Raw genomic sequence first — 24,585 nt, 5'->3', positions numbered from 1 at the left:
CGCTATTTGTGACTGCCGCCCCTTGTAACGCGGTTTACGTGGCCCATCTTGCGGCCCGGCTTCGCCTGCGATTTACCGTAAAGATGCAGCGATGTATTTGCCTCGGCTGCCAATTCGGGCACCCTGTCCATGTCGTCGCCAATCAGGTTTTCCATTACAACGTCGGTATAGCGGCTGCCGTCGCCCAGTGGCCAACCCGCGACGGCGCGGATGTGTTGCTCGAACTGGTCAACGGCGCACCCCTGTTGCGTCCAGTGGCCGGAGTTATGCACGCGCGGGGCAATTTCGTTGACGATCAGGCCCTTGGGTGTAACGAACAGCTCGACCCCCATTACGCCGATATAGTTCAGTTTGTTCAAAATTTTGGCGGCCAGAAGAACGGCATCGGTACGTTGTGATGCGGTAAGACGGGCAGGGATGGTCGTTGTATGCAGGATACCGTCCCTGTGAACGTTTTCACCCGGGTCATAGCAGGCGACCTCGCCTGCGGCGTTACGGGCTGCGATGACGGAAACTTCATGGCTGAAATCAACAAAGCCCTCAAAGATTGCGGGGGCGCCTGCCATATCGGCCAGCGCCTGCTCGGCGTGATCTGGGGTATTAATCCGCGCCTGCCCTTTGCCATCATAGCCAAAACGGCGGGTTTTCAGGATGGCGGGCAAGCCGATTTCGGCCATGGCTTCGGCCAGATCAACCGCGTCATCGATGGCAGCAAACGGTGCGGTCTTAAGGCCCAGATCAGTGAGAAATGCTTTTTCCACCAGCCGGTCCTGACTGACCCGCAGGGCCACCCTGTCAGGGCGGGCTGGTTTAAGCGCTTCAAGGATATCAAGGGCCGAAGTCGGGATATTTTCGAATTCGTAGGTGATGATATCAACGCCGTTGGCAAAGGCGCGCAGTGCGACCTCGTCCTCATAGGCAGCGGTGGTCACAACATGGGCCACATCGCCTGCTGGCGGGTTGGCGCCGGGTTCGAAAATATGGGTTCTGAAGCCAAGGCGCGAGGCCGCGACCGACAACATGCGACCCAGTTGCCCACCACCCAGAATGCCGATAGTGGCGCCTGTGGAAAGAGGTTCAGTCATCTTGTGGTTCATCCGGAATCGAGGCGGAAAGCGCAGTGCGCCAGTCGTCCAGCCGGGTGGCCAGATCGGTATCCGCCGTGGCAAGGATAGCGGCAGCCATCAGGCCCGCATTGGCAGCGCCCGCCGGGCCTATTGCCATGGTTGCAACCGGAAAGCCTTTTGGCATCTGCACAATGGAATAAAGGCTGTCGACACCCGACAGTGCCTTGCTCTGAACCGGCACGCCGATCACTGGCACGCGGGTTTTGCTTGCCATCATGCCGGGCAGATGTGCCGCGCCGCCAGCGCCTGCGATAATCACCTGAAGGCCGCGTTCCACGGCAGATTTACCATATGCCCACAGCCGGTCTGGGGTGCGATGGGCCGAGACGATCTTTGCCTCATAGGCGACATTCAGTTCATCCAGGATTTCGGCGGCACCGCGCATGGTGGACCAGTCTGACTGACTGCCCATTATGATGCCTACTTTTGCCTTAGCCATGTCGCGCCCTTTATATTTGAGCGCGCACTATACCCGTCGCGTGACTTTACGCAATGATATCAGGGATCAAACGATCTTCGATCCGGGCGATGATGTCTTTGAGGCGTAGTTTTTGTTGTTTCAGGCGCTTGATAGTCAAAGGATCGCGCGCGCCTTTTTCCTGTAGCGCCTCAATCGCCTCGTCCAGATCGCGGTGCTGGCGGCGAAATTCTACCAATTCAACCAGCAAAACCTCGTCCGATTTCATCGAAAGATCTCGATAAACGTTCATATCCGGATGATTCCCTTAGGCGTAAGGCCTGTAACATACTGAATGTGGGGATTATCGCAAAGGTCTTGCACCCGCGCTCCGAAGTTCCCATATTTCTTTCTGCAGGCCGCCAGAATGGGGTCTTGCACAATGGGCTGTCGCTTATAAGTCAAGGACGTGTCGATGACGAAACTTACTCTGGGGGCACACCCCTATATGCTGGGGTTCGAACAGCTGGAGCGGATGCTGGAACGCAGCGCCAAATCTGGCAATGAAGGCTATCCGCCTTTCAATATCGAGCAGACCTCACAGAACTCTTATCGCATTACGCTGGCCGTGGCCGGTTTTGGCGAGGGCGACCTTGCCATTACGGTTGAGGACCGGCAGCTGGTGATTCGCGGGCGTCAGCGTGACGACAGTGATGAACGTATCTATCTGCACCGTGGTATCGCGGCACGTCAGTTCCAGAGGTCCTTTGTTTTGGCCGATGGGGTCGAGGTGGGCGAAGCGATCATGGAAAACGGTCTGCTGCATGTGGACCTGACCCGCGCCCAGCCTGAAATGGTCGTGCAGAAGATCAAGATTAACAAGGGGTAAGTGAGATGGATACAAGATATGATTTCGGTGACGATGCAGGCCGTCCTATCGTCTATGTCCGGGCTGTCGATGTGAAGGACCTGCCCGAAGAAATGCAAGAGCAGGCCATGGGCAGCAAGATTCTGTACGCAGTGCATTCCGCCGATGGTGAACGTCTGGCACTGGTGCGCGATCGTCGCTTGGCCTTTGTGCTGGCGCGGCAAAATGATCTGGAACCAGTAACGGTCCACTAACGGTCTGCGCCTGCCCGCAATCCTAAGACCGACCGGCAAAATGGTTTGGCGCCGACAAGAGGTGCCAGCTAAGGTTGTGAAATGCAGAGACTGCGCATAACATCGATGCCATGGCTGATCGGATTGGATCAAAGCGATGGCGCGACCCTCAAAAAAACCTGTCAATGCAAAAGCGGCCAATAAAAAATCGCCTAAATCCATTGTCGTCTGTTGCGATGGGACGGGCAACGAGATCAAGGAAAACCAGTCGAACGTCCTCAAGTTCTATCGGATTCTGGAACGTGATGCGGCACAGATCGCCTTTTACCATCCCGGCGTTGGCACGATAAGCAATAGTGGTGCGTGGGAGGCTTTCAAGAACAAGGCCAAAGGGGTTTTCGGGCTGGCCACTGGATATGGGCTGGATGCCAATGTGCTGGAGGCCTACCAGTTTGTTTTGCGCAACTACGAAGAGGGTGATGATATCTACCTTTTCGGGTTCAGCCGGGGTGCCTATACCGTGCGGATGCTGGCCGGGTTCATGCATCTGGTGGGATTGCTGGAGCGTGATCAGGAACATCTGTGCGGTTATGCGCTGACGGCTTATAAACAGGCTTCGGACAAGGATGATTTTACCATCGCCTGGCGAGTGCAGGAGGTTTTGCGCACGCGTCGGGCCCCTATCCGTTTCATGGGGTGCTGGGACACAGTCGGGTCGGTTATCATCCCGCGGCGGGACAGGATGTATCTGCCGTCGCTGCAGTCGTTGCCCTACACACGTACCAATCCCAGCGTAAAAACTTTTCGTCATGCCATGGCAATTGACGAGCGTCGCCGGATGTTTCGGCTGGCCGAATGGAGCGAGCCGCAGAAATACAAGCCAAACCCGTTTGTTCCCGACGATCAAGCCGAGGATCAGGATATTGGTCAGCATTGGTTCGCGGGCGTTCACGCGGACATTGGCGGCAGCTATCCCGAACCGGAAAGCGGGCTGGCCAAGCATCCGTTGAAATGGATGACGGACGAAGCCGCAAGCCACGGTTTGCGGTTTCGCAAGGAAATGGCAAAACGCCTTGTCGAAGGCAGGAACCCCGCAAACAGCAAACGCAAATATGCCAAGCCCGATGCCAACGGCAAGCTGCACGATTCAATGACATGGGCCTGGAAGATACTGGAATACCTGCCGAAACGGGCAAAACGTATGGAATGGCCAGAACGCAAAGATGTGCTGGGCTTTTATCTGCCGCTCAAGGAACCGCGCCGGATTGCAAATGATTCAGAGATACACGAGAGTGTACGCGAGAGGCAGAAATCGGGGTATAGTCCGGTCAATCTTCCGCCCCAGATATGAGCAAGGATCATGAGTTATCAGTTTGACTGGGTCGATGCCTTTACCAGCCAACCCTTAGGCGGCAACGGTTGTGCCGTGCTGCACGAAGCAGGTGATTTGTCACCCGAGACCTGCATGCGTTTTGTCAGGGAAACCTCGCTGTCGGAATGCACGTTTCTCGAGCCTTCTGATGTGGCGGATGTCAAAGTGCGGTATTTTCTGGCGGGGCGGGAAATTCCGTTTGCCGGGCACCCGACAATCGCCACAGTGGCGTCCCTGCTGAACCGGGGGGCGGTCACGGGCAATTCGCTGAAACTGGAAACCGGTGCCGGGATCGTGCCGATTGCAATTGATACCTCAGGTGCCGGCCCGGCTTGGATCAGCATGACGCAGGTTGCCCCAAATTTTGGGGCAGAGCTACCTCGCGAGCTGGTGGCCGCTGTGGGTGGGTTGCATGCGGATGATATTGTGGCGCCTTCCCAGATCACGTCAACCGGATTGCCGTTTTGTATCACGGTGCTGAAAGATCACGACACTTTGCGCCGGGTTGTGCTGGATGTTGCGGCCCTGGCCCGTATGGTGGCCCATCTGGGGGCTGAAAACAAAGATGTGATCGAGCCGTTCTGGGTGACGCTGCAAGGCGCGACCAAGGCGGGCGATACGTTTTCGCGTTTGGTGTTACCACCTCCCAACCCGCCAGAGGATCCGTTCACAGGATCGGCCACGGGGGCAATGGCGGCTTACCTGTGGCATCATGGATTGATCAAGTCACCGCGGTTCATTGCAGAACAGGGTCACTGGCTGGACCGTCCGGGTCAGGCACAGGTTGAAGTGCTGGGTGCGCGCGACGCCATCACCGGGGTGCGCGTTGCCGGACAGGCATGGGTTTTGATGTCAGGTGAAGTTCAGCTTTACCCATTTCAGCGGTCACGAGGGTAACAAGGTGGATTGCCCTGCTCCTGTTATCGCCCTATCACGCTGCCTTGAAAGTGAGGCCTTCCCTGATGTCTGCAAACATCGCCCTTCTGCCCTATTCCAAAAAACTTGGTACGCGTCCGGGGCGCATTGCGCTGGATCAACTGGATTGGCCGCTTGGGCGCCCTGCCGGTACTGAAGGGCAGTGTCTGGCTGATCTTGGTCCTGACGATCATCTGATCATTCACCCCCGGGACACGATGTATACGCGACCTACATTTGGCACCCGCGCACGCGTTTCAGTGATGGTTCTGGAACCGGGTGCCATTCACGGCCATCATATCAAGCTTCTGCGCTGGGCCTGGCGGCGGTTTCACCGGGTGTTGACCTGCAACGAGGCACTGCTGGCCGATATTCCCAACGGGGTGTTTTTTCCGGCAGGCGGGGCGTGGGTGCCCAACTGGCGCACACTTGATGTGACCAAAAGCCGGATGTGCTCTCTGATTGCGTCTGCCAAACGTTCGCAAGAGGGCCATATTCTGCGCCACGAAACAATAGCGTGGGCCGCCAGCCAGGGGGTCACGATTGATGCGATCGGTGGCGGCTACATACCCTTTGGCGCCAAGTCTGATGGGCTTGCGCCCTATCGTTATTCGGTGGTGATCGAAAATGTACGGGAACGGAATTACTTTTCTGAAAAACTGTTGGATGCATTACTGTGCAAAACTGTGCCGATTTATTGGGGGTGTCCAAATGTCGGTGATTTCTTTGATACGTCTGGACTGATCCTGTGCGAAAGCGCTGAAGACATCCATAAGGCAATGCAAAATATGTCAGAGGCGGACTATGCAGCACGCGTGCCTGACATCGAGACCCTGAGGGAAAAAGCAGCCTATTTTGGGGAAACCAACGAAAGGGCTGCGCGCGCGGTTCTGGAAAGCAGTCCAAGCTGACAGCGCCCGGCGAAATGCCCTGAGCTGCTGGCTTTACGATCAGTCCACAATCACTTGTCCAGCGGGAATGTGAATTTCAGGCCAGCCGTCCATTCATCGCGTTCAATGACAGACTGATCAAACATCCGATACGTCAGTTCAGGGCCGAAAAGCACACCGCCAAAATCGGTTTGTAAGGACGTACCCACTTCGTAGAACGCGCCTGTTTCGTTGCGGGTGAAGCTGCCATTGAAGGCATCAACTTCTGCCCGGCCCCAACCCACATTGAAAAAAGCATCCCACACCAGAACCGCGGCACTGCTGCTGGCCGCGCTGGCCGAGGCCCTGCCCAGAAGGTTGAAATTCAAGCCTCCGTAGATACCGCGGAATTTGGATTTTCCGTCGGTCGGAAAAGAATTTCCATTAGCGTCGGTGAACGAATTGATGTTGTTCGATACCAGGACCGCGCCAAGAACCGCATATGGGACAAGGCTGCCCGCAGAGCCGCCTCTAAAGGACGAAGCAGCGCTGCTGCCACCCAAAGCCCAGCCCAGCTCGACACGAAGAGCATCCAGGTCGTCAGAAGACAGTACCCTTTCCTTGCCCGATCCGCCCTGAACCCGGGTGTCATCATCAAGGGTCGTTGCGAGTGAGAAAGCGATAAAGGCCGGAAACCAGAAGGGCGCTGAACTTTGTGTGGAAACGCTGGAAAATTCAAGCCGCTCAGGTTTCTGAGCTGTATCGGCCGTTGCAACGGTGACCGACAAGGCCATTGTGGCGATGGCTGTAGAAATCATTTTGAAAAATTTGGTCATGGAGTGTTCTCCCCTGCGTGCCGGCTGTGACCGACTGAATTTGCATCCCTGAACTACACACGGAGACAAAGAATCTTAGGTTGAGAAACTGCGCTTCCCAAGCGCCAACAGGGACTGGGAAAAGCATACGTCGGAATTGGCTGACGTAGCGTCATGTAAATTCGAAGTGCATAACATAATCTGCCGGGTGTCGCGCGTCGGCAACACCCGGCAGTCAAGGGTGATCAGCCCGCAATCAGGCCCATCTGTTCAAGCTTTAGGATCACCTGGTGGGCACAGTTATCAACATCGGTGCCTTCGGTTTCAACCCGTAGTTCGGGATTGGCCGGTATATCATAAGGGTCTGAAATACCAGTAAACTCCTTGATTTTCCCTGCGCGGGCCAGCTTGTAAAGCCCCTTGCGGTCGCGGCGTTCGCATTCCTCGATCGAGGTCGCAACATGTACCTCGACAAATGCGCCGAAGGCTTCGATATCTTCGCGAACTGCGCGACGGGTGGTGGCATAGGGCGCGATTGGCGCACAGATGGCAATGCCACCATTTTTGGTGATCTCAGAGGCAACATAGCCGATGCGACGGATGTTCAGATCGCGGTGCTCTTTTGAGAAACCCAGCTCAGAACTCAGGTTTTTCCGCACGATATCGCCATCCAAAAGTGTGACCGGGCGGCCCCCCATTTCCATCAGCTTGACCATAAGCGCGTTTGCGATTGTGGATTTGCCCGAACCCGAGAAGCCGGTGAAGAAGACGGTAAAGCCCTGCTCGGCGCGTGGCGGGCGGGTTTTGCGCAACTCGGTCACCACCTCGGGGAACGAGAACCATTCAGGTATTTCAAGACCTTCCTGCAGCCGGCGGCGCAGCTCGGTCCCCGAGATATTCAGGATGGTCACGTCGTCCTTGTCGGCAATCGCGTCCATCGGTTCGTACTGGGCACGCTCCTGTACATAGACCATGTGTTTGAAATCAACCATCTCGACGCCGATCTCATCCTGATACTTACGGAACAGTTCCTGCGCGTCATAGGGGCCGTAAAAATCCTCGCCTGCCGAGTTTTTGCCGGGGCCTGCGTGGTCGCGGCCGACAATGAAATGGGTGCAGCCATGGTTGGCGCGGATCAGCCCGTGCCAGACAGCCTCGCGCGGGCCGGCCATGCGCATCGCAAGGTTCAGCAGACTCATTGTCGTGGTCGAGCCGGGGTATTGGTCAAGAACCGCCTCATAGCAGCGCACGCGTGTAAAGTGATCAACGTCGCCCGGTTTGGTCATGCCGACGACAGGATGGATCAGCAGGTTGGCCTGTGCTTCCTTGGCGGCGCGAAAGGTCAGTTCCTGATGCGCGCGGTGCAGCGGGTTGCGGGTCTGGAAGGCAACCACTTTGCGCCAGCCCAGTTTGCGGAAATAGGCGCGCAACTCGTTCGGGGTATCGCGACGACCGCGGAAATCATAGTGCACGGGTTGCTGGATGCCGGTGATAGGGCCACCAAGATAGATCTTGCCAGCGGTGTTGTGCAGGTAATTGACGGCCGGGTGCGCATCGTCATCAGCACCAAATACTTTTTCGGCTTCGCGCGTTTTGTTCGGCTCCCAGCGGTCAGTGACGGTCATGGTCGCAAGAATCACGCCTTCCTGATCGCGTAGCGCAATATCCTGTCCGATCTCAAGAGTCTCGGCAAATTTCTCGGAGACGTCCAATGTGATAGGCATTGGCCAAAGAGTGCCATCTGCAAGACGCATGTCTTCTACCACGCCGTTATAATCTGCCTCGTTCAGAAAACCTTTGAGAGGGTTGAAGCCACCGTTCATCAGCAGTTCAAGATCGCAGATCTGGCGCGGTGTCAGATCATGGCTGATCAGGTCGGCAGCTTCTACTTTAAGTTTCTGAGCGCTTTCGTAAGAAACATACAGCTCGGGTACTGGGGCAAGGTTTTGCTGGGGCATGGGTACTCTCGGATAAAACTGAATCAATAATGGCGTTACGACGTGCAACACCTTTCACGCGCCATAGCCCCGCTTTGTGTCAGGATTCAAGCCGCTCTTGGTCGAAATGGCGAAAAGAGGCCAAAGTGACGCGAATTTGCAGCGAATCCGGATTTTATCCCTCTTTTTCAGCCAGAAACTTCTCAGCGTCCAGCGCGGCCATGCACCCCATTCCGGCCGAGGTGACGGCCTGACGGTAGACGTGATCGGTCAGATCGCCCGCGGCAAAAACACCGGGAATCGATGTGCGGGTGCTGCCGGGCTGAACCTTGACGTAACCACCATTGTGCATTTCCAGCGTATCCTTGACCAATTCGTTGGCCGGGGCGTGGCCAATGGCGATAAAAACACCTTTGCAGGGGATTTCAGTGATTTCACCGGTGTCCACATGTTTGACGCGGACGCCTTCAACACCCTTGGGGTTTTCGGTACCGGTCACCTCTTCCAGAACGTGATTCCATAGAGTTTCGACCTTGGGATGTTTGAACAACCGGTCCTGCAAGATCTTCTCAGAGCGCAATTCGTCGCGGCGATGGACGAGCGTCACTTTTGAGGCGAAATTGGTTAGAAACAGCGCCTCTTCCACGGCCGTGTTGCCACCGCCAATCACAACAATTTCCTGACCGCGATAAAAGAAGCCGTCACAGGTGGCGCAGGCGCTAACACCAAAACCCTTGAAGGCCTCTTCTGACGGCAAGCCCAGCCATTTGGCGCGGGCACCGGTGGCCAGAATGACGGCATCGGCAGTATAGGTTGTACCGCCGTCACCCTTGGCGGTGAACGGGCGGCTGGAAACGTCCAGATCGGTGATGATGTCGCCGATGATCTCGCAGCCCATTGCCTTGGCATGGGCTTCCATTCGCACCATCAGGTCGGGCCCCTGAACTTCGGTATCGCCGGGCCAGTTCTCGACTTCGGTTGTGGTCGTCAGCTGCCCGCCCGGTTCGATTCCCTGCACCAGAATCGGTTCCAGCATGGCGCGGCTTGCATAAACACCGGCAGTATAACCCGCAGGGCCGGAGCCGATGATCAGAACCTTGGTGTGTCGGGCGTCAGGCATTTGGGCACTCCATTGAATTTACTTTTGTGGATATAGCCGCCGAAAAGAGAAGGCAAAAGGCCATGCGCAGAAGTTTAGCCACCTTTATTGGAAAACCACTGCAATTTGTGGTTCCTGTGACTGCCAAATCAACATTTCGTGAGAGATGCGAGAGAGTGGAGTGGATTTCAGTCACTCCATGCGGGAAATTCGGGTGTGGTGTCGCGTGGTCTTCTGTTTGCGATATGCCAAGACCTACCGGGCATGCCAAGAGTTTTCGACGTGAAGTAAAAAACACATTTTCGCCACATTGAGGTCACATTGTAAACCGGTAACGATTGCGTGATCTTGAAAGATGTGTTAATATCAAGGGGTTAAGTTCGTAGCATCTGAGGGTGCTGCGCTTGTTCGGTAAACCCCGGAGCGTATATCGCGACACATTTTGCGATATCACTTTTTAGAAGTCGCGGCTTAACGTTTTTTTGTGTTCTGGGAAAGGGAATTACCATGGTAATCACTTCTTCTTTTCCCGACAGAAAAACACCACTGCCACTTTGGTCCAGGCTATGGGCTTTTATTGCAGCAGTCATGCTTTCTGTCGGGATGTTCGGTGCTTCAGTCGCGAGTGCGGCCGGCACCGTAACGTTCACGTCTCCACCAGATGGGTCAACGGCTCCAGTGGGCACTGCGATCACACCGACTGGTATCGCCAGCGGCACCGGGACAACCGGTGGGGCAGGTCTTGACCTCGCCATCGTGATCGACGTTTCGGGCTCCACATCTGGTGCGGGCATTCAGGCGGAAAAAGACGCGGCCAAGGCGCTGATCGACGCGCTGCCTGCCGCGACTTCGTCGGTGACCATCATCGCGTTTAACAGTTCCGCGAGCACGGTCACAACACTGACTCCGCTTACTCCGGCGACAAACATCGCGGCGTTGAAAACCGCAATCGACGGATTGTCAGCGGGTGGCGGTACTTTCATTGGATCCGGTATTGACGCTGCGACCGCAGAGTTGACTGGCGCCAATGCAACCGCTGGCCGCTCGACCCAGATGGTCGTTTTGTCGGACGGTTTCACGGCTGGTAATCCAGCTACCAACGCAGCAGCGGCGGTTGCTGCTGGTGTGGATAACGTGCATTCAGTGGCTCTGCCGGGTGCCAGCATCGCTACAATGCAAGCCATTGCGACTAGCGGTAATGGTACGTTTGTTGACCTGACAACCACCGGACTTGGCGGCCTGATCGCGCTCTTCCAAGGTACTGGCGGCAGCCTTGTCGGCGTGGATAAGATCGTCATCACTTTGCCCGACGGCACAGTGATCGATCCCAACTCGATCTCGGGTATCGGCGCCTTTACCGTCGACAGCCCTTTCAACATCGCTGCCGGTCCGAACACTTGGACAGTGCAGGCTTTCTTCTCTGACGGCACAACGGCCTCGGACACTGTGACTGTAAATGGCAGGACACAAAATGGCGTCGTTCCACTTCCGGCAGGTCTACCTCTTTTGCTAAGTGGTTTGGGTATATTTGGTGCACTTCGCCTGCGCCGCAAAAGCTGAGTCCTGATGCCGTGACGCCAAGACTTGCGTTACGCCTAAGCTCAATTGGGGCGCCGGGTTTCCGGCGCCCTAGTATTTACATACCAGCAGAAAATGGTCTTTTAGTTTAAAAGGTGCCAAAGTATGAAACGCACGCGTCTTGCCCTAATTGTTGCTGCCATTGGATTTTTCGCCAGTTCATCGCAGGCGGCAACGCTGACCGACGATATTCTTCCCGATCTTGAGGCGAGGGACCTGATGGACCCGGGCACAAAAGGCCGCTCTCTTGATTATTTAAAATTGCCGGAACAACTCGCATTACAAAATGCGCAAAAGAAATTTAGTGAAGTTGTCGCGATTCTGAACGAAGAACTAACGCTTCGCGCCGACTATGCCAGCATCCTGAAGCTCGCGCCGGAAGTGCGTAAATACTTGCCTGATGATCAGAAATTGCTTTGGATGCATGCCTTGGCGCTTGCGGCTACCGGGGCTCTGGATGAGGCCCGGGAAGTGCTTGCGCTTGATGCAGCGGCTGATGTTTTTGAAACAAGCCCATTACCCCATTTGGCCGCTGCAATGCTGGCGTTGCGCAGTGGAAACACGGATGAGGCTGCACGACAGGCAAAGCAGGCCCTGAAGCGTGATCCCAAACACGCCTACGCCCACAATTTGCTTGGCACGATCGAGGGTCGGCTGAATAACATGGAAGCCGCGCGAAAAAGCTTTGTTGAGGCCGTTCGCTACGCGCCCGAGTCCCCCATTTATCTTCGAAACCTTGGTTTGGCCGAATTCGCCCGGGACCGCATTCAACTAGCAGCACAAGCGCTTGAAGAGGCCCTTGAACTTGATGCGAACGATTGCGTTTCTCTAATCGCCCTGGCGCAGGTTAACGAGGCATCGCAGCGCTTTTCCGAGGCTGAAAAACTTATCGGTCGTTGTCTGAAATCAAACGCTGGCGAGGGGCGGGCTGCTGCCTATCTGATCCGAATGCAGCTGGCCCAGAACAGGTTTGAAGCGGCACTTGAAACTGCGAAACGTTACGCGTCGGTTCTTGTCGGACCCGAGACAGTAAAAGCCGAAATCAACCTTATGATGAACCGGCCACGCGTAGCGCTGAATGGACTTGAAAACCACAAGGCGAGTGTCCAAAAGGCACTTGCACTTGCCATGAGCGGCGACCTGCAATCTGCATTGAACCAGTTCGAAACTATTCGAGCGTCCTCGGGAACGCAGACACCGGCGAATGCGATGGCAGAAGCCGCCCTTTCGGTTGCCCTGGGTGTCCCCATAAGCCCTGAAACAAGAGCGACGATCAACGCAGAAGAGAGTTTGAACGCGCCGTTGGCCTGGTTTGATGCTCTAGCCGCCGCTTCATCTCAGGGTGCGGCCGCTGCGGCCTCGGCGGCAATTCGCGCTGATGGTCTGCTTCCAGGGGTATCGTTTAAAGGGGTGCCATCAAGCGACTGGGCTGTCTTGTCGGATGCCCGAAATCGTTCGAAGGCTGCACTGGGTATGCTGTGGTTGTTGCGCGAATACGATCTTACGGCGCGTGCTGAATTTAATGAGGTTCTGGAAAGTTCTGTTGTTCAGCAGTTGCGATATTTTGCGGCAATTGCCGACATCAGACTGGAAGAAATGCAGAGTGCCCGATCAAAACTTCTGGCGGCTTCTTCCGAAGCTCCACAGTATTATTCGGCACATATTCTACTAGGTGAAGTGGAATTGAAATTCGGCAGAATGCCTGAAGCTCTTGATAGTTACAGAAAAGCGGTTGAAATCGTCGAAGACGGAGGTGCGTTGCTGAAAATTGGTGTGCTCGCGGACACTCTTGGCAAGGCAGATATAGCTGAAGATGCTTTGCGCAGATTTATCGTTCTTTTTCCAAAGTCATATATTGGGTACAATCAACTGGCTTGGGTTTTTATTCAGCGCGAAATCAGTCTGGAAGAGGCACTTGATCTCGCAAATACAGCCGACGCCCTGCAACCGGGAAACGCCAGCATCCTCGACAACATCGGATGGCTTCACTACCTGAACGGGGACCCAAATCTTGCAGCGATACCGCTGCGAGAAGCGAATCGCCGATCTGGATCTCAGAATCCGGATATTCTGTTTCACCTTGCTGTTGTGGAGGCCGAGGTTGGTGCCAAAGAAAGAAGCCTTGAGCTTCTTAACCGATTTGCAAAAGTTGCACCGGCCAACCATGCGGCGGCGGCCAAAGCAAAGCGGTTACGTGAGCAATTGCAATAGTTGGTGTGGTTTCTCAGTTGTTACTGGAAATTTACGCGGCATTTAAGAAGGTTGCCGGGGGCTGAGTTTCCAACATTCAATAATATTGCTCGGCATTGAAATATAATTGCTCAAACTGGCGCAGGTGCTATAACAAACTGAAAATTTTCCATGAGGGAGCAGCATGTCGGCAACCCGCCTTGACGAGATTGATCGTAAAATTCTGGCCGAGTTGCAGGCCGATGGTCGCATGACCAACGTCGAGCTTGCCAAGCGTGTGGGCATTTCGGCGCCGCCCTGCCTGCGCCGGGTGCGTACGCTGGAAGAATCGGGTTTTATCCGGGGCTACCACGCCGAAGTGGACGCCCGCGAACTGGGATTCGAGGTTCAGGTTTTCGCCATGGTCGGATTGCAAAGTCAGGCCGAGGCAGATCTGAGCGCGTTTGAGGCGCGATGCCGCGCCTGGCCGCTGGTGCGCGAGTGTCATATGCTGAACGGCGAGGTCGATTTCATCCTGAAATGCGTGGCCCCTGACCTCAGCACTTTCCAACGGTTTCTGACGGAAGAACTGACAGCTGCCGACAATGTCGGCAGTGTCAAAACCTCGTTGGTGATCCGCGGCGCCAAGGACGATCCCGGCGTTCCGTTTGAAGTTCTCGAAGCGCGACTGAACAAGTCGGCCTGAGGTTTAAGGCAGTTCTGTTCCCGACGGGGAAATCAGCGGCCGACGTGGATGCGACAGACTGCCGAAATCCCGGGGCTCTTTGACATGCGGAAAGAACGACAGAAACAGCGACAGCATGTTGTGCCCCATATTTCGTTCAAAGCCGTGACCCGGATGGAAGGTTTCAACATCGAACCCGGCTGCTGACACAGTGGCGTGTCGCTGCAGGCACAGGTGATAAGCGGTTACGGGCCGTGGCGGTGAGAGTTCGATGATATTCATGCCATCCGCCAAATCGCGGGCAGGGACAAGAATGCGACCGTCACCTTCTACGCAGCGCATGTCGGACGGGCGTGTCAGAATACGGGCGCTGGGGCCCGCCATGAAATCTGAAATCGGTCGGCCCATGCCAAGCGAGTCGGCCATGAAACGAGTCAGCTTTGCCTGGTTTTGCAAGGGATTGCGGGCGTTGGGTATCAGCGCCATCGAGCCGATCCAAAGCAGCCGGGAGGGCGTGCGTGTTGAGGACAAAATTTTCATGCCGGGCACCAGGTCTTCAACCGCGATGGGGCCCTGGGTCGTCTGGATCAGTGTGCCACGGGCAAAGGCGGAAAACGCGGCTTCAAATGCAGGGGTGGCAGGCCCGATGTTTTCCGATTGGGCGATGCTGCCATCAGGTTTCAGGTAGGAAATCTGGTATTTTCGCATAACCAGCGATTTTCGCGGGTTCGCTGCGAGTGAAGTTTGGTTGTAATGTGATCTATTTGCCTGTGATTGAATAAGGCTTGACGCTCTGGACGTCATCATAGGGGTCGTCATGCTGTGTCACCTTTACCAGGTTGTCACAACCGCGCCGGCCCCCACCGACAACGACAGAAGGACAATTACTATTAACATTTTACTGAAAACAAATTGGCATAAATCCATGATATTAGTCAAGTTTTTAAAGAAATTGTCGTTAACATGAGGGTAATCCCGGGTAGTCTTCTGGCTTTGTTGCCCGAACAGGAACGCAACGCCACAATCCGGTCAAATTCAGCCGAATCAAATTGGGCCGCCTCATTTCAGAAGCGGCCCGTTTTTATGAACTAGTACTTAAATCAACTAATCAACAATACCAATGTAGGCTACCTTTACGCGGAACAGACCTTTGGAAACGATGTTCTGACCAGGGCAAATTCATGCGTCAGTCGAAGTGATCGGTGATAGGGCAGCACGGGTGATTGCTGCTTGCTGGTGTCAACTATGGTTTTCATCCAACGCCTTTGCATCTTACCGTCCTCTCGTAAGTTTTGTCTTCTGGGGCCGGTTTTCAGTTTGGCCTGATATCCAGTATGGCGTTGCTTTAGGGCCTTGTTTTGTCCATTTGAAACAAGGTGAAATAAAGTGCCGCAGCCATTCGGGTGAATTATGGTGAGAGTCTGAAGTTTCATTAAGTTATTAAAATATATGAGAAATTTAAAAAAATTCGCGTAAAGATTTTGGTTCGGCTTTAGCTGTCTTTGTTGAATTGAGGCTGTGGGTAGGAAAAACCGTCGTCTTCTTGCCGCATTCAGATACGGATCACAGAAATCAGGCGCCCATAATCCGCCTCTCCTGCATGGGTGGCGCGCCGGTAGGAATAAAACCGTTCCGGGTCGGAATAGGTGCAATGCCGCGTCCATTCGGCGCTGCCGATCCCGGCGCGGCGCAGTCGTTTCAGACCATATCCCGGCAGGTCAAACTGATACCGATTCCCGTCGCCATTGGCGAAAAAACGGGTGTTGTCAGGATCGTCTGCCATAAAGTCCTCAAGAAACTCGGGGCCGACTTCGTAAGCCGTTTGGCTGATCGAGGGACCGATCACCGCGTGGATGTTTTTGCGTTCGGCGCCAAGAGCTTGCATTGCATCAATTGTGGCCTCCAGCACGCCATCCAGTGCGCCCCGCCATCCGGCATGGGCGGCGCCGACGACCTGCGCTTTGGCATCGGCAAAAAGAACCGGCTGGCAATCAGCGGTGAGGATGGCAAGCGCCAGTCCGGGTGTGGCTGTAACCATTGCGTCGGCACGGGGGCGTTCGGTTGTCGGCTCGGTCACGGTCTGCACGTCAGGCGAATGCACCTGATGGACGCTGATCAGGTGATCGGGGGCCACCTGCATGGCCCTGGCAACCCGAGCGCGGTTGATAGTGACGATCTCGGATTGATCAGATGATCCCTGACCGCAATTCAGACCGCCAAACACACCTGAAGACGCCCCGCCCTTGCGGGTAAAGAACCCGTGGCGGAACGGCATCAGGCTGTCGGCGGTCAGAATTTCAAGTGTCATGGGTCCAATCCGGGTGGCGGGGCTGCTCCGTCAGGATAAAAGGCAACTACCTTAAAGAGCGTCCCCATTTCCTGTGGGTGGGTCAAGCGCCGATGTGCGGCAATGTGATTTTCCAACGCCCTGCCATCCAGTTTTTTGGCCAGTGCCTGCGCGCGTTGCGTAATGCCCAGCCGTTCCAGAAACACTCCCTGTGGGGTCAGGCGGCTGTAGCGTGACGGCGTGGCAAGGGCCAGCGCTTCAAAATCCACATGCGCGGTCAGGTCTGCCTGGCCAGGGTTTGCCAGCGGATCGGTACTCTTGTGCTGGCTCAGGGCCTGAAACGTATCCCCCAAGGCGTGCCAGTCGCCATAGTCGATGATCAGGGCGATGCCGCCGTGGGTCTGAATATGAGTGCCGATGGTTGTGGCTGTTGCCGTGGCGGCGGTGCAGACTTCCACCAGATCCCCTTCAGCGGTGTCTTCCAGCCGGTCGTCTAGGTGCGGCAGCGACAGAAGGTCAGACAGGCCAAAACTCAGGTGACCGTCCTGCAAGCCGATGCAGCGCTCACGCCATTGATTGCCCTCGCGTTGAAACTGGCGGATCGGCAGGGCGTCAAAAAACTCGTTGGCGACAATGAAAAGAGGCAGGGCAGGCAGGGTATCCGCCCTGTCGTGCCAGATGATGTCATCCCGGCAAAGGGTCTGGTGCTGTATCTTACGCAGGGTGGCAGAGGTTTCAATCAGGTGCAGTTGCAGGGCGTCGTGAAAGCCTGCCACGGCCCGGGTGGCCCGCAGGATATCAGCCATCAGCGTACCACGCCCCGGTCCGGCTTCGGCCAGCACAAAGGGCACAGGCGCCCCCTGATCCAGCCAGCTTTGTGCAAGGCTGAGGCCAATCAATTCACCAAACATCTGGCTGATTTCCGGCGCTGTGATGAAATCTCCGGCTGCCCCCAGCGGGTCCCGGGTGGCATAGTAGCCGTGGTCGGGATGCATAAGGCAGGTGGCCATATATTCGGCCAGTGTGATCGGCCCGTCAGCCCGGATTCGGGAAATCAGAAGGTCCCGAAGGTCCGTCATTCGCCGCGCCGGTTCGCATAAAGAACCATCCCGACGCCGAAGGCGATCATCGGCAGCGACAACATCTGTCCCATGCTCAGGCCATAGCCGCCGCTATGCAGGACATAGCCCATCGGATTGTCGGGCGTGATAAACTGGTAATCGGCCTGACGAGCAAATTCGACAACAAAGCGGGACAGTCCGTAGCCTGCGAAAAACACACCGGTGATCCGTCCTGGCCATTTCAGAGCCCCGCGCCGGTAGGCCAGATAGATCAGCGCCGCGCCAAGAATCAGCCCCTCAAGTGCTGCCTCATAAAGCTGCGAAGGGTGGCGGGCACAAGCCCCGATAACATCGGGGCAGTCTTGTGCGTAAGCGCCGGGAAAGACCACACCCCAGGGCAGGTCGGTGGGGCGGCCCCAAAGCTCGGCATTGATAAAGTTGGCAACCCGGCCCAGAAACAGACCTATGGGGGCCACCATGCACAATACATCGGCCACCGATAGCCAAGGGATACCCTGCCGTCGCGAATAAACGATACAGGCCACGACCACCCCCAGAAGACCGCCATGAAATGACATGCCCCCTTGCCAGACCGTCAGAATTTCGCCGGGGTTTTGCAGGTAGTGCAACGGTTTGTAGAACAGCACAAAACCCAGCCGACCACCCAAAACCACCCCAAGAATCACCCATGTCAGCAAGTCTTCAACCTGTGCAGGCACCATCGGGGCGGTTTCATTTCGCCAAAGATGCACACGCCTGACCGTGGCCACGACCACACGCCACCCAATCAGGATGCCCGCGATATAAGACAGCGCATACCAGCGCAGCGCGAATTCGATCCCGAACAGGGAAATGGTGAAAATCTCGGGTGAGATGTCGGGGAAGGGGATCATGGCTTGCATATGCGTCTCTGTGCCTCTGGCAAAGGGGGGAAGTCAACCTTGTGATGTGTCCTTTTGCAGCCCATATAGGGGGCAAATGAAACGTCGGAGAAGACCCATGCAGACCCGTAACAAAGTGCTCGACGATATTTCGCAGCTGATGACCAATGCCATGGGCGTGGCCCAGGGGGCCAAGGACGAGGCGGAAAATGCAATGAAGTCGATGATCGACCGCTGGCTGGCTGATCGTGATTTTGTCACCCGCGAAGAATTTGACGCCGTGCGCGCCATGGCCCAGAAGGCACGCGAAGAGAACGCAGCGCTTAAGGCGCGTCTGGACATGCTTGAGAAAAAGGCGACATAAAAGGCTGTTCAGGGCAAAGCCTTGTTCAGATCCGCCCCATGCCGATAAACAGCTGGCAGTCGGCGTCTTTGATGGCGCGGCGGCCATGCATGATGCGGGTATTGTCGATCACAGCAACATCCCCGTCCTGCCAGTTAATTTCTACCGTGCAGGTTTCGGCAATATCGCGCAGCGCCTCGATTTCGTCGGATGAAACAACAGAGCCGTCTTCAAGTGTGTAAACCGGTGGTTCGTAATTGTGTGAAGGGCCAAGGATGGCGTTGGCAAAGGCACGTCCATTGGACAAGGAAGACGGGCGCACCGGCAGCACCTTGATTTGATAGTCAATCGATCCGTCATCACACAGCTCGAAATCCTGATTGGGGATTGCCGCTTTGAATTGCAGCACGTGTTCCATCGTGACCTCGCCGGGGTCGCTGATGGCAGGGTGTTCATTTGCCAGGTATCGCTTCCATAGGTCTTCGGGCAGGTTGCGTTTGACGGTCATGGGTTGGGACCACCGGGCTTTTTGTGTGTCATCGAATTTGGCAAATACCTCTCTTCCGTCGCAGATTGTGGTCTGCGACCCTTCAAATGCGGCTTTGGTGCAGTAGAACGCCACCACATCCGGGCAGATCGGTGTATTGCCGTTTTCGATATGCAAGCCGATGGGGCCCAGACCGGCATCCACCTTCTGGGTGTTCTTTTCGGTATTTTCGCGGGCCGGATCAAATGTGATGGTCTTGCACATCTGCGCGGTCAGCTTACTAAAAGCGGTCATATCGATATCAAACCCACGCAGCAGCGCCCAACCATCGTCGTTCAGATGTTGTTTCACTTTGCCGATGATCTCGGGTGTGATGTCGCACTGCCCCGCTTCGGAGGCACGGATGACATTGTAACTCATGGGTTTTCCTTTTGGGGGTATCAACCTGTAGGGTGTGCCGGATAAAACCGCGGCCTTACATTTCGCTTACAGATTTCAAAGCTGCCAGTGTTTGGGGCGCGCGTGCCTGAGCCCCCACGGATTTGTCTACGAGAGACGGAAACAGTCGCTGCACTTTCACAAAAAACCGCTCTTTACCCTTGGGGAAACTTTCGCGCCTGCCATCAAGAATGGCGGCCCAGGCGTCACGCGCCACCTCTTCGGCACAGTCCAGCGCCATATCCAACGGCTCGACCAGCGCTGAAAACTCGGACTGCGCTGCGGTGCGGGTGGCCCGTGGCGCGATGTAGGTAACCCCAATGCCCCGGCCCGAAAGCTCGCGCCGCAGGGCATCGGAAAAACCGCGCAACCCGAACTTGGTGGCCGAATACGCGGCAAAGAACGGATAAGCGATATCCCCGAAAACCGAGCCGATATTGACGATGCGCCCATGCGCGGCTTCCAGGGCGGGGATCAGATCACGAGTCAGGGCAATGGGGGCCAACAGGTTGGTGTTTACCATCCGTGCAAGCGCGTCGTCGTCCAGATCCGCCAGGTGGCCCACTTTCAGTGTGCCTGCATTGTTGACAAGATAGTCCAGTGTGTCCCCGGCGGCCGCTACGATCGTTGCGCGCCCCTCCACCGTGCAGACATCAGCCACCACAAGCGAAACGCGTGCTTCCGGCACCATTTCCCGGGTTTCGATCAGGCTGGCCTCGGTCCGGCCGACAAGGATCAGATCAAGGCCCAGTTTTGCCGCGTGCCGGGCCATTTCCCGGCCGATCCCGGATCCTGCACCGGTGATTAGGGCGATTTTGAAACGGGCGGTCATGAGGCAAGGCTTTCTTTGGTTTGAAATGGCGCCAATGGCAGCGCGTCTGCGGTGTTGACCAGTTGGTGGGCCACCGCCCGGTTGGGGGTGCCCGCTGCAAACACCAGGTCGGGGTGCGACGGATCGGTCAGGATCAGGCCGTCGGGCTGGGTGTAGGCGGGAACATCCGACAGGCAGGCCACAATCTCGGGTCCGGTGATGGGGGCCACGGCCACGACGATTAGAATTAGCGTGCCGTCCTGCCGCAGCGCCAGGGCCGAACTGACAATGCGCGGGTCAGCATTGACGCGCGATTCAATCCACTCGGGTGATATGTTGCGCCCTGCAGGAGTGACCAGCAGCGCGTACTTGCGCCCATCGATCACCAGGCGGTCACCGTCGAAATGCCCCAGATCACCGGTGTACCAACGCTCGGGTGCAGGCGTGCCATTCAGGTAACCGGCCATGATGGTTGGTCCGGTCACGGTGATTTCGTTGTTGATGATTTCAACCTCCAGCCCGTCCAGCACCTGCCCGACGCTGCCAGCGCGGTTCTGACCGGGGCGGTTCATGGCCACCACCGCGCAACATTCCGACAGGCCATAGCCTTCGTGCACGGGAATGCGTACGGACGCCGCCTTGTAAATCAGCGCAGGGGACGAGGACGCGCCGCCGACGGCCACGAAACGCAGGCTTGCGGGTGCATGCCGGGATGCGGCTTTCAAATCCTGCACCCAACGGCCCAAAAGGCCAGGGGCCAGCAGGCTTGTGCTTGGCTGGACTTCCTCAAAGGCGTCGGTCAGCGCGGCTATGGGGGCGCCGAAAAGGGCTTTCGTCGCCTCAAACCGCATGACGGTTTCCGCGCCCGCCAGAATAGGCAGGAAGATGCCGCATATCTGTTCCAGCAACTGCGCCAGCGGCAGAATCGACAGATGCCGATCCTGTGGCCCGGCATTAATCACCAACGCCAGAGCCGTCAGTGAGGCCGATAACTGAGGGTCTCCTATGATAACCCCCTTGGGCCGACCGGATGATCCGGACGTATAGATCACCCGGTCGGCTCCTCCCAGGTAGTCTGGAAAGGACAGGGGGCCGTCCGGGATGTCGACCGGATCGATAATCTGCAATTTCGGCAAGGCGGTGAAAAGCTCGGGCGTGCTGGTAACCACCGCCCCGACACCAGCATCCATCAGGATGTGTGCATTTTGTGTATGACTGAAAAAGAACGGCAGCGGGACCTGACGCTTTCCGCAAAGCGTTGTGGCAAGATCTGCAACGACATAGTCAACGCCACCAGTCAGCGCCACCAGTCAGCGCGATGGCAACCACATCAGGCGCATCCTTCAGCACTGCGGCCAGCCGCGTTACCTTTGCGGCCAGACCGGCCCAGGTGATCTGGGTGGCATCATCGCGAAACGCGACACCTTGGGGAGTCGCGGCGGCATTGCGCGACAAAGCCTCGAATACGGCGTGCATCAACAGGCCTCGGATCGCAGCGGTGTTGAAACACGTTGACTGCGCGGAGACAGGGAAATTGGCGTGAAAACATCATCGGTGCAGGCGCAGACCCACGGATCCTGGTCATAATACCTGCCCCAGCTTTTGGGGTCCGCCACTTGCACCTTGTCCGCCGGACAAAGCGCAATATAGGCCAGACCTGTACGCTGTAACAACCGGCGCAAAGGCGCGGTTGCGGTGAATACACCGCAGGTCATACCCTGGGCTCGGCCCCAGCTGATAACCGTATCCAGCATTGGCAACACCGGAAACGGCGTTGTCGACGCCAGCGAGACGACTTCCATCACCTGGGTCAGCGGAACAGTCGTGTTATCGGGCCCGATCAGCGCTTTGCCAAAATCGCTGCCCAGATAGGTGTCCGAGAAAAACCCGTCTTTTGCGGTACGGACCCCAGCGGCACAAACAATCTCTCCATGCACGTTTCGCGCTGTCACCAGAAGGGGCGCAAAGCTGGTCAGCGACGCGCCGTAAACATCATGGTAAACTCTGGAGATATGGTTTTGCGCTTCTTGCCGTTCGGCGCAATTGCCGGTGATAAATTCTACTCGCATATTTTGCCCGATTTGCTGTCTTAAGATTCGCATTGGGCAGTCCTTGCCTTACAGCAGACTTACCGGACTTATTATTTGTCAGGGTCGGGCAAGGTTTCGCCGCGATTCAGGCGTTGAACCGGAAGCTAAAAACACTTCCGCCGCCGTCACGATCACTTATGTCGACTACCGCGCCATGGGCCTCGGCCACCGATTTGACGATCGCCAGCCCGATCCCCGATCCCTGGATCTTTCCATAAGAGTCTTCGCCACGATTGAAGCGCTCGAACAGGCCCTCTTTTATTTTCTCAGGCACCCCGATACCCCGGTCCAGTACCCGCCAACCGGGAGGGCCTGACAGCACCTCGATTTCAACTTCTGTGCCTTCGGGGGAATAATTCAGCGCATTTCTGACCAGATTGCCAAGGGCAATCGACAAAAGCCCCAGATGCCCCATAACCATAGCGTCGGTGTCCCCGGTGACTGCCAGCATCTTGCCGCTGCGGATCGCGGAGCTGGCCCTCTCGGTCGCCTCGCGCACCGCAATATCATGGAGATTTACGGGTTCGAACAAAGTGGGCCCAAGGGATTCCGCCCGCGAAAGGTCAATCAACTGTTCAAACATCTGATCAAGGCGCTGTATGTCTTCTGTCAGCCCTTTTCGCAGTTCAGCGTCCTCAATGCGGTCGATGCTGGAACGAAGCACCGCCAATGGCGTACGCACCTCGTGGGCTACATTTGACGAAAACTCGCGTTGAGCCTTGTATCCTTGTTCCAAACGGTCAAATGCACCGTTCACGGCAGCTACTAGAGGTACAATTTCAGCAGGGAGCCGTTCGACTGACAAGCGTTGCCTGGTGGTATTGGGCCCTATATCGTGTGCCTGCCTTGAAATCGTATCCAATGGTTTAAGCGATCGGCGCGCCGCCAGTACTGCGGCCACAATGACGGTTACTATTCCCAAAAGAATCCATTGAATTTGCTCCTCTATCTCATGTAGCAACTCGGGCAGCTTCTTGCTCTCGGTTTCGGCCTTGGAGGTTGTTACGAGAATATAAAAATCCTGCCCCTCGACCGGCGCTCTCAAAATCACGCCTATCCGGCCAGATGGCATCGTGATTTTTGCCGTGCGCCCGGGACGCAGCGATTTTAGCAACAGCGGCAGATGGTCGTATCTTTCGCCCCCCGCCAGCATTGCGCCTGAATCTTCAAAAATAGTGTAACGATAAATGCCCTCCGCCCCGGAAAAACGCAGCCCATCCAGATTTAGGCCAAGGTCTTTTTCCTCCGGGTCGATTTGCCCGGCCACCTCGTACGCCTCAGCTATCAGCGCATTTTCCAGGTTTGTTTCAAGATGCTCGAAAAACTCCGAGATCATGACAATTGCAGCAATGCCAATGCAGATGCTAAGCGCCGTGACAATATTGAAGATAAGATTCCGCCTGAGCGACAAGCGCTTGCCGAAAACCGCTGAGAAAATAGTCACTTGCCGTCGTCTTCCAGCATGTACCCGATCCCCCTGAGCGTATGAATGCCGACGGATGCATTGCTATCAATCAGCTTTTTGCGCAGGCGGTGGGTGGCAACTTCGATCGCGTTTGGGGTGGGAGGTTCATCAAAGCCATAAAGCGCATTTTCAATCGCGTCTTTTGACAGGATCCGGCCCTTGCGTCGCATGAAAAGTTCCAGCAAATCCAGTTCGCGGCGGGAGAAGCGCGCCGTTTCATCATCAATCTGGACCGAGCGGTCGATCGTGTCAAAGCGTATATTGCCTGCGCACAGCTTGACGCCCAGGGCCCCGCCGGGTCTGCGCAAGACTGCTTTGATCCGCGCAACCAGTTCGGACACATTGAATGGCTTGACCAGATAATCATCTGACCCGGCGTTCAGGCCGGTAATCCGGTCTTCCAACGCATCTCGCGCGGTGCAGATGATTACGGGTGTTTCGTTGTTGGCCTGCTTGATGGCCTCCAACACCGACAGCCCGTCGATATCCGGCAGCCCCAGATCAAGAATGATCGCATCGTAATCATAGGTCTTTGCCGAATGTAACGCATCTTCGCCTGTGGTGACAGCATCAACGGTAAAACCGTTCTGCTGTAAACTGATGCTGGTGTTCAGCGCCAGTTTCTCGTTGTCTTCAACATAAAGAAGTCGCATCCAGG

At 56.1% G+C, this 24,585-nt stretch carries 26 protein-coding genes; 9 read left to right on the top strand and 17 right to left on the bottom strand.

What is annotated here, in order from left to right:
• Positions 1-2: 2 nt before the first annotated feature.
• From PEL8287_RS18030 to PEL8287_RS18020, 3 genes are read right to left on the bottom strand one after another with little or no spacing between them, the layout of a single operon-like run.
• Positions 3-1,085 carry a 5-(carboxyamino)imidazole ribonucleotide synthase gene (locus tag PEL8287_RS18030; protein ID WP_085893839.1) on the bottom strand — a complete coding sequence of 361 codons (1,083 nt, stop codon included), beginning with the start codon at positions 1,083-1,085 and terminating at the stop codon, positions 3-5.
• Positions 1,078-1,566 carry a 5-(carboxyamino)imidazole ribonucleotide mutase gene (gene purE, locus PEL8287_RS18025; RefSeq protein WP_085893838.1) on the bottom strand — a complete coding sequence of 163 codons (489 nt, stop codon included), beginning with the start codon at positions 1,564-1,566 and terminating at the stop codon, positions 1,078-1,080. The genes PEL8287_RS18030 and purE overlap by 8 nt, the downstream gene beginning before the upstream one ends.
• Before the next feature lie 46 nt (positions 1,567-1,612).
• Positions 1,613-1,837: a YdcH family protein gene (locus PEL8287_RS18020; protein ID WP_085893837.1), complete on the bottom strand. Its 225-nt coding sequence runs from the start codon at positions 1,835-1,837 to the stop codon at positions 1,613-1,615.
• Positions 1,838-1,999: 162 nt separating this feature from the next.
• Between PEL8287_RS18020 and PEL8287_RS18015 the strand changes: the two genes are divergently transcribed.
• From PEL8287_RS18015 to PEL8287_RS17995, 5 genes are all read left to right on the top strand, one after another.
• Entirely contained in the window at positions 2,000-2,413 is a 414-nt protein-coding gene (locus PEL8287_RS18015; protein ID WP_085893836.1) for an Hsp20 family protein, read from the top strand.
• A 5-nt stretch (positions 2,414-2,418) separates the two neighbouring features.
• Entirely contained in the window at positions 2,419-2,646 is a 228-nt protein-coding gene (locus PEL8287_RS18010) for a DUF1150 family protein (RefSeq protein ID WP_085893835.1), read from the top strand.
• A gap of 136 nt (positions 2,647-2,782) precedes the next feature.
• Positions 2,783-3,976 carry a T6SS phospholipase effector Tle1-like catalytic domain-containing protein gene (locus PEL8287_RS18005; protein WP_085893834.1) on the top strand — a complete coding sequence of 398 codons (1,194 nt, stop codon included), beginning with the start codon at positions 2,783-2,785 and terminating at the stop codon, positions 3,974-3,976.
• Between the two features lie 9 nt (positions 3,977-3,985).
• The gene (locus PEL8287_RS18000) at positions 3,986-4,894 is read left to right on the top strand and encodes a PhzF family phenazine biosynthesis protein (RefSeq protein ID WP_085893833.1); all 909 of its coding nucleotides are present in this window, start codon (positions 3,986-3,988) and stop codon (positions 4,892-4,894) included.
• 65 nt (positions 4,895-4,959) lie between these two features.
• Positions 4,960-5,823, top strand: a complete 864-nt coding sequence (locus tag PEL8287_RS17995) for a hypothetical protein (protein ID WP_085893832.1) — start codon at positions 4,960-4,962, stop codon at positions 5,821-5,823.
• A gap of 50 nt (positions 5,824-5,873) precedes the next feature.
• On the opposite strand, the gene PEL8287_RS17990 is transcribed toward PEL8287_RS17995, so the two are convergent.
• From PEL8287_RS17990 to trxB, 3 genes are all read right to left on the bottom strand, one after another.
• Entirely contained in the window at positions 5,874-6,617 is a 744-nt protein-coding gene (locus PEL8287_RS17990; protein ID WP_085893830.1) for a hypothetical protein, read from the bottom strand.
• 224 nt (positions 6,618-6,841) lie between these two features.
• Positions 6,842-8,554 (bottom strand): bifunctional sulfate adenylyltransferase/adenylylsulfate kinase, encoded by a 1,713-nt coding sequence (locus PEL8287_RS17985; protein WP_085893829.1) that lies wholly within the window; start codon positions 8,552-8,554, stop codon positions 6,842-6,844.
• Positions 8,555-8,708: 154 nt separating this feature from the next.
• Complete coding sequence (gene trxB, locus PEL8287_RS17980; protein WP_085893828.1) at positions 8,709-9,653, bottom strand: thioredoxin-disulfide reductase; 945 nt, start codon at positions 9,651-9,653, stop codon at positions 8,709-8,711.
• A gap of 486 nt (positions 9,654-10,139) precedes the next feature.
• Between trxB and PEL8287_RS17975 the strand changes: the two genes are divergently transcribed.
• The 3 genes from PEL8287_RS17975 (at position 10,140) to PEL8287_RS17965 (ending at position 14,085) form a co-directional block, all read left to right on the top strand.
• Positions 10,140-11,192 (top strand): VWA domain-containing protein, encoded by a 1,053-nt coding sequence (locus tag PEL8287_RS17975; RefSeq protein ID WP_085893826.1) that lies wholly within the window; start codon positions 10,140-10,142, stop codon positions 11,190-11,192.
• Positions 11,193-11,315: 123 nt separating this feature from the next.
• Positions 11,316-13,421, top strand: coding sequence for a tetratricopeptide repeat protein (locus PEL8287_RS17970; protein ID WP_085893825.1), 2,106 nt, complete (start codon positions 11,316-11,318; stop codon positions 13,419-13,421).
• Positions 13,422-13,584: 163 nt separating this feature from the next.
• Entirely contained in the window at positions 13,585-14,085 is a 501-nt protein-coding gene (locus PEL8287_RS17965; RefSeq protein WP_085893824.1) for an Lrp/AsnC family transcriptional regulator, read from the top strand.
• Between the two features lie 3 nt (positions 14,086-14,088).
• Here the strand turns inward: PEL8287_RS17965 and PEL8287_RS17960 are convergent, their stop codons facing one another.
• The 4 genes from PEL8287_RS17960 to lgt all read right to left on the bottom strand — a co-directional run bounded on the left by PEL8287_RS17960 (position 14,089) and on the right by lgt (position 18,314).
• Positions 14,089-14,772 (bottom strand): Hint domain-containing protein, encoded by a 684-nt coding sequence (locus PEL8287_RS17960; protein ID WP_235862335.1) that lies wholly within the window; start codon positions 14,770-14,772, stop codon positions 14,089-14,091.
• Positions 14,773-15,616: 844 nt separating this feature from the next.
• The gene (gene pgeF / locus PEL8287_RS17955) at positions 15,617-16,372 is read right to left on the bottom strand and encodes a peptidoglycan editing factor PgeF (protein WP_085893822.1); all 756 of its coding nucleotides are present in this window, start codon (positions 16,370-16,372) and stop codon (positions 15,617-15,619) included.
• Positions 16,369-17,430 carry a class I SAM-dependent methyltransferase gene (locus PEL8287_RS17950; protein WP_085893821.1) on the bottom strand — a complete coding sequence of 354 codons (1,062 nt, stop codon included), beginning with the start codon at positions 17,428-17,430 and terminating at the stop codon, positions 16,369-16,371. Before PEL8287_RS17950 ends, pgeF begins: the two co-directional genes overlap by 4 nt.
• Entirely contained in the window at positions 17,427-18,314 is an 888-nt protein-coding gene (gene lgt, locus PEL8287_RS17945; protein WP_085893820.1) for a prolipoprotein diacylglyceryl transferase, read from the bottom strand. Before lgt ends, PEL8287_RS17950 begins: the two co-directional genes overlap by 4 nt.
• Before the next feature lie 97 nt (positions 18,315-18,411).
• Here lgt and PEL8287_RS17940 point away from each other — a divergent pair, with 97 nt between their 5' ends.
• Positions 18,412-18,657, top strand: coding sequence for an accessory factor UbiK family protein (locus PEL8287_RS17940; RefSeq protein ID WP_085893819.1), 246 nt, complete (start codon positions 18,412-18,414; stop codon positions 18,655-18,657).
• Between the two features lie 25 nt (positions 18,658-18,682).
• Here the strand turns inward: PEL8287_RS17940 and PEL8287_RS17935 are convergent, their stop codons facing one another.
• The 7 genes from PEL8287_RS17935 to PEL8287_RS17905 all read right to left on the bottom strand — a co-directional run bounded on the left by PEL8287_RS17935 (position 18,683) and on the right by PEL8287_RS17905 (position 24,580).
• The gene (locus tag PEL8287_RS17935; RefSeq protein ID WP_085893818.1) at positions 18,683-19,543 is read right to left on the bottom strand and encodes a TauD/TfdA family dioxygenase; all 861 of its coding nucleotides are present in this window, start codon (positions 19,541-19,543) and stop codon (positions 18,683-18,685) included.
• Positions 19,544-19,598: 55 nt separating this feature from the next.
• The gene (locus PEL8287_RS17930; RefSeq protein WP_085893817.1) at positions 19,599-20,393 is read right to left on the bottom strand and encodes an SDR family NAD(P)-dependent oxidoreductase; all 795 of its coding nucleotides are present in this window, start codon (positions 20,391-20,393) and stop codon (positions 19,599-19,601) included.
• Complete coding sequence (locus PEL8287_RS17925) at positions 20,390-21,679, bottom strand: AMP-binding protein (protein ID WP_085893816.1); 1,290 nt, start codon at positions 21,677-21,679, stop codon at positions 20,390-20,392. Before PEL8287_RS17925 ends, PEL8287_RS17930 begins: the two co-directional genes overlap by 4 nt.
• Positions 21,657-21,848, bottom strand: coding sequence for a hypothetical protein (locus PEL8287_RS17920; RefSeq protein WP_085893815.1), 192 nt, complete (start codon positions 21,846-21,848; stop codon positions 21,657-21,659). The genes PEL8287_RS17925 and PEL8287_RS17920 overlap by 23 nt, the downstream gene beginning before the upstream one ends.
• On the bottom strand, positions 21,848-22,441 hold the full coding sequence (locus PEL8287_RS17915) for a thermostable hemolysin (protein ID WP_176228691.1): 594 nt from the start codon (positions 22,439-22,441) through the stop codon (positions 21,848-21,850). The genes PEL8287_RS17920 and PEL8287_RS17915 overlap by 1 nt, the downstream gene beginning before the upstream one ends.
• Before the next feature lie 106 nt (positions 22,442-22,547).
• Positions 22,548-23,906 carry a sensor histidine kinase gene (locus PEL8287_RS17910; RefSeq protein WP_085893813.1) on the bottom strand — a complete coding sequence of 453 codons (1,359 nt, stop codon included), beginning with the start codon at positions 23,904-23,906 and terminating at the stop codon, positions 22,548-22,550.
• The gene (locus PEL8287_RS17905) at positions 23,903-24,580 is read right to left on the bottom strand and encodes a response regulator transcription factor (RefSeq protein ID WP_085893812.1); all 678 of its coding nucleotides are present in this window, start codon (positions 24,578-24,580) and stop codon (positions 23,903-23,905) included. Before PEL8287_RS17905 ends, PEL8287_RS17910 begins: the two co-directional genes overlap by 4 nt.
• Positions 24,581-24,585: the final 5 nt, after the last annotated feature.

It is taken from the genome of Roseovarius litorisediminis (genome assembly GCF_900172295.1).
Taxonomy (GTDB): Bacteria; Pseudomonadota; Alphaproteobacteria; order Rhodobacterales; family Rhodobacteraceae; genus Roseovarius; species Roseovarius litorisediminis.
Note: the sequence above shows the minus strand (reverse complement) of the source record. Positions and strands in the feature narration are given on the sequence as shown.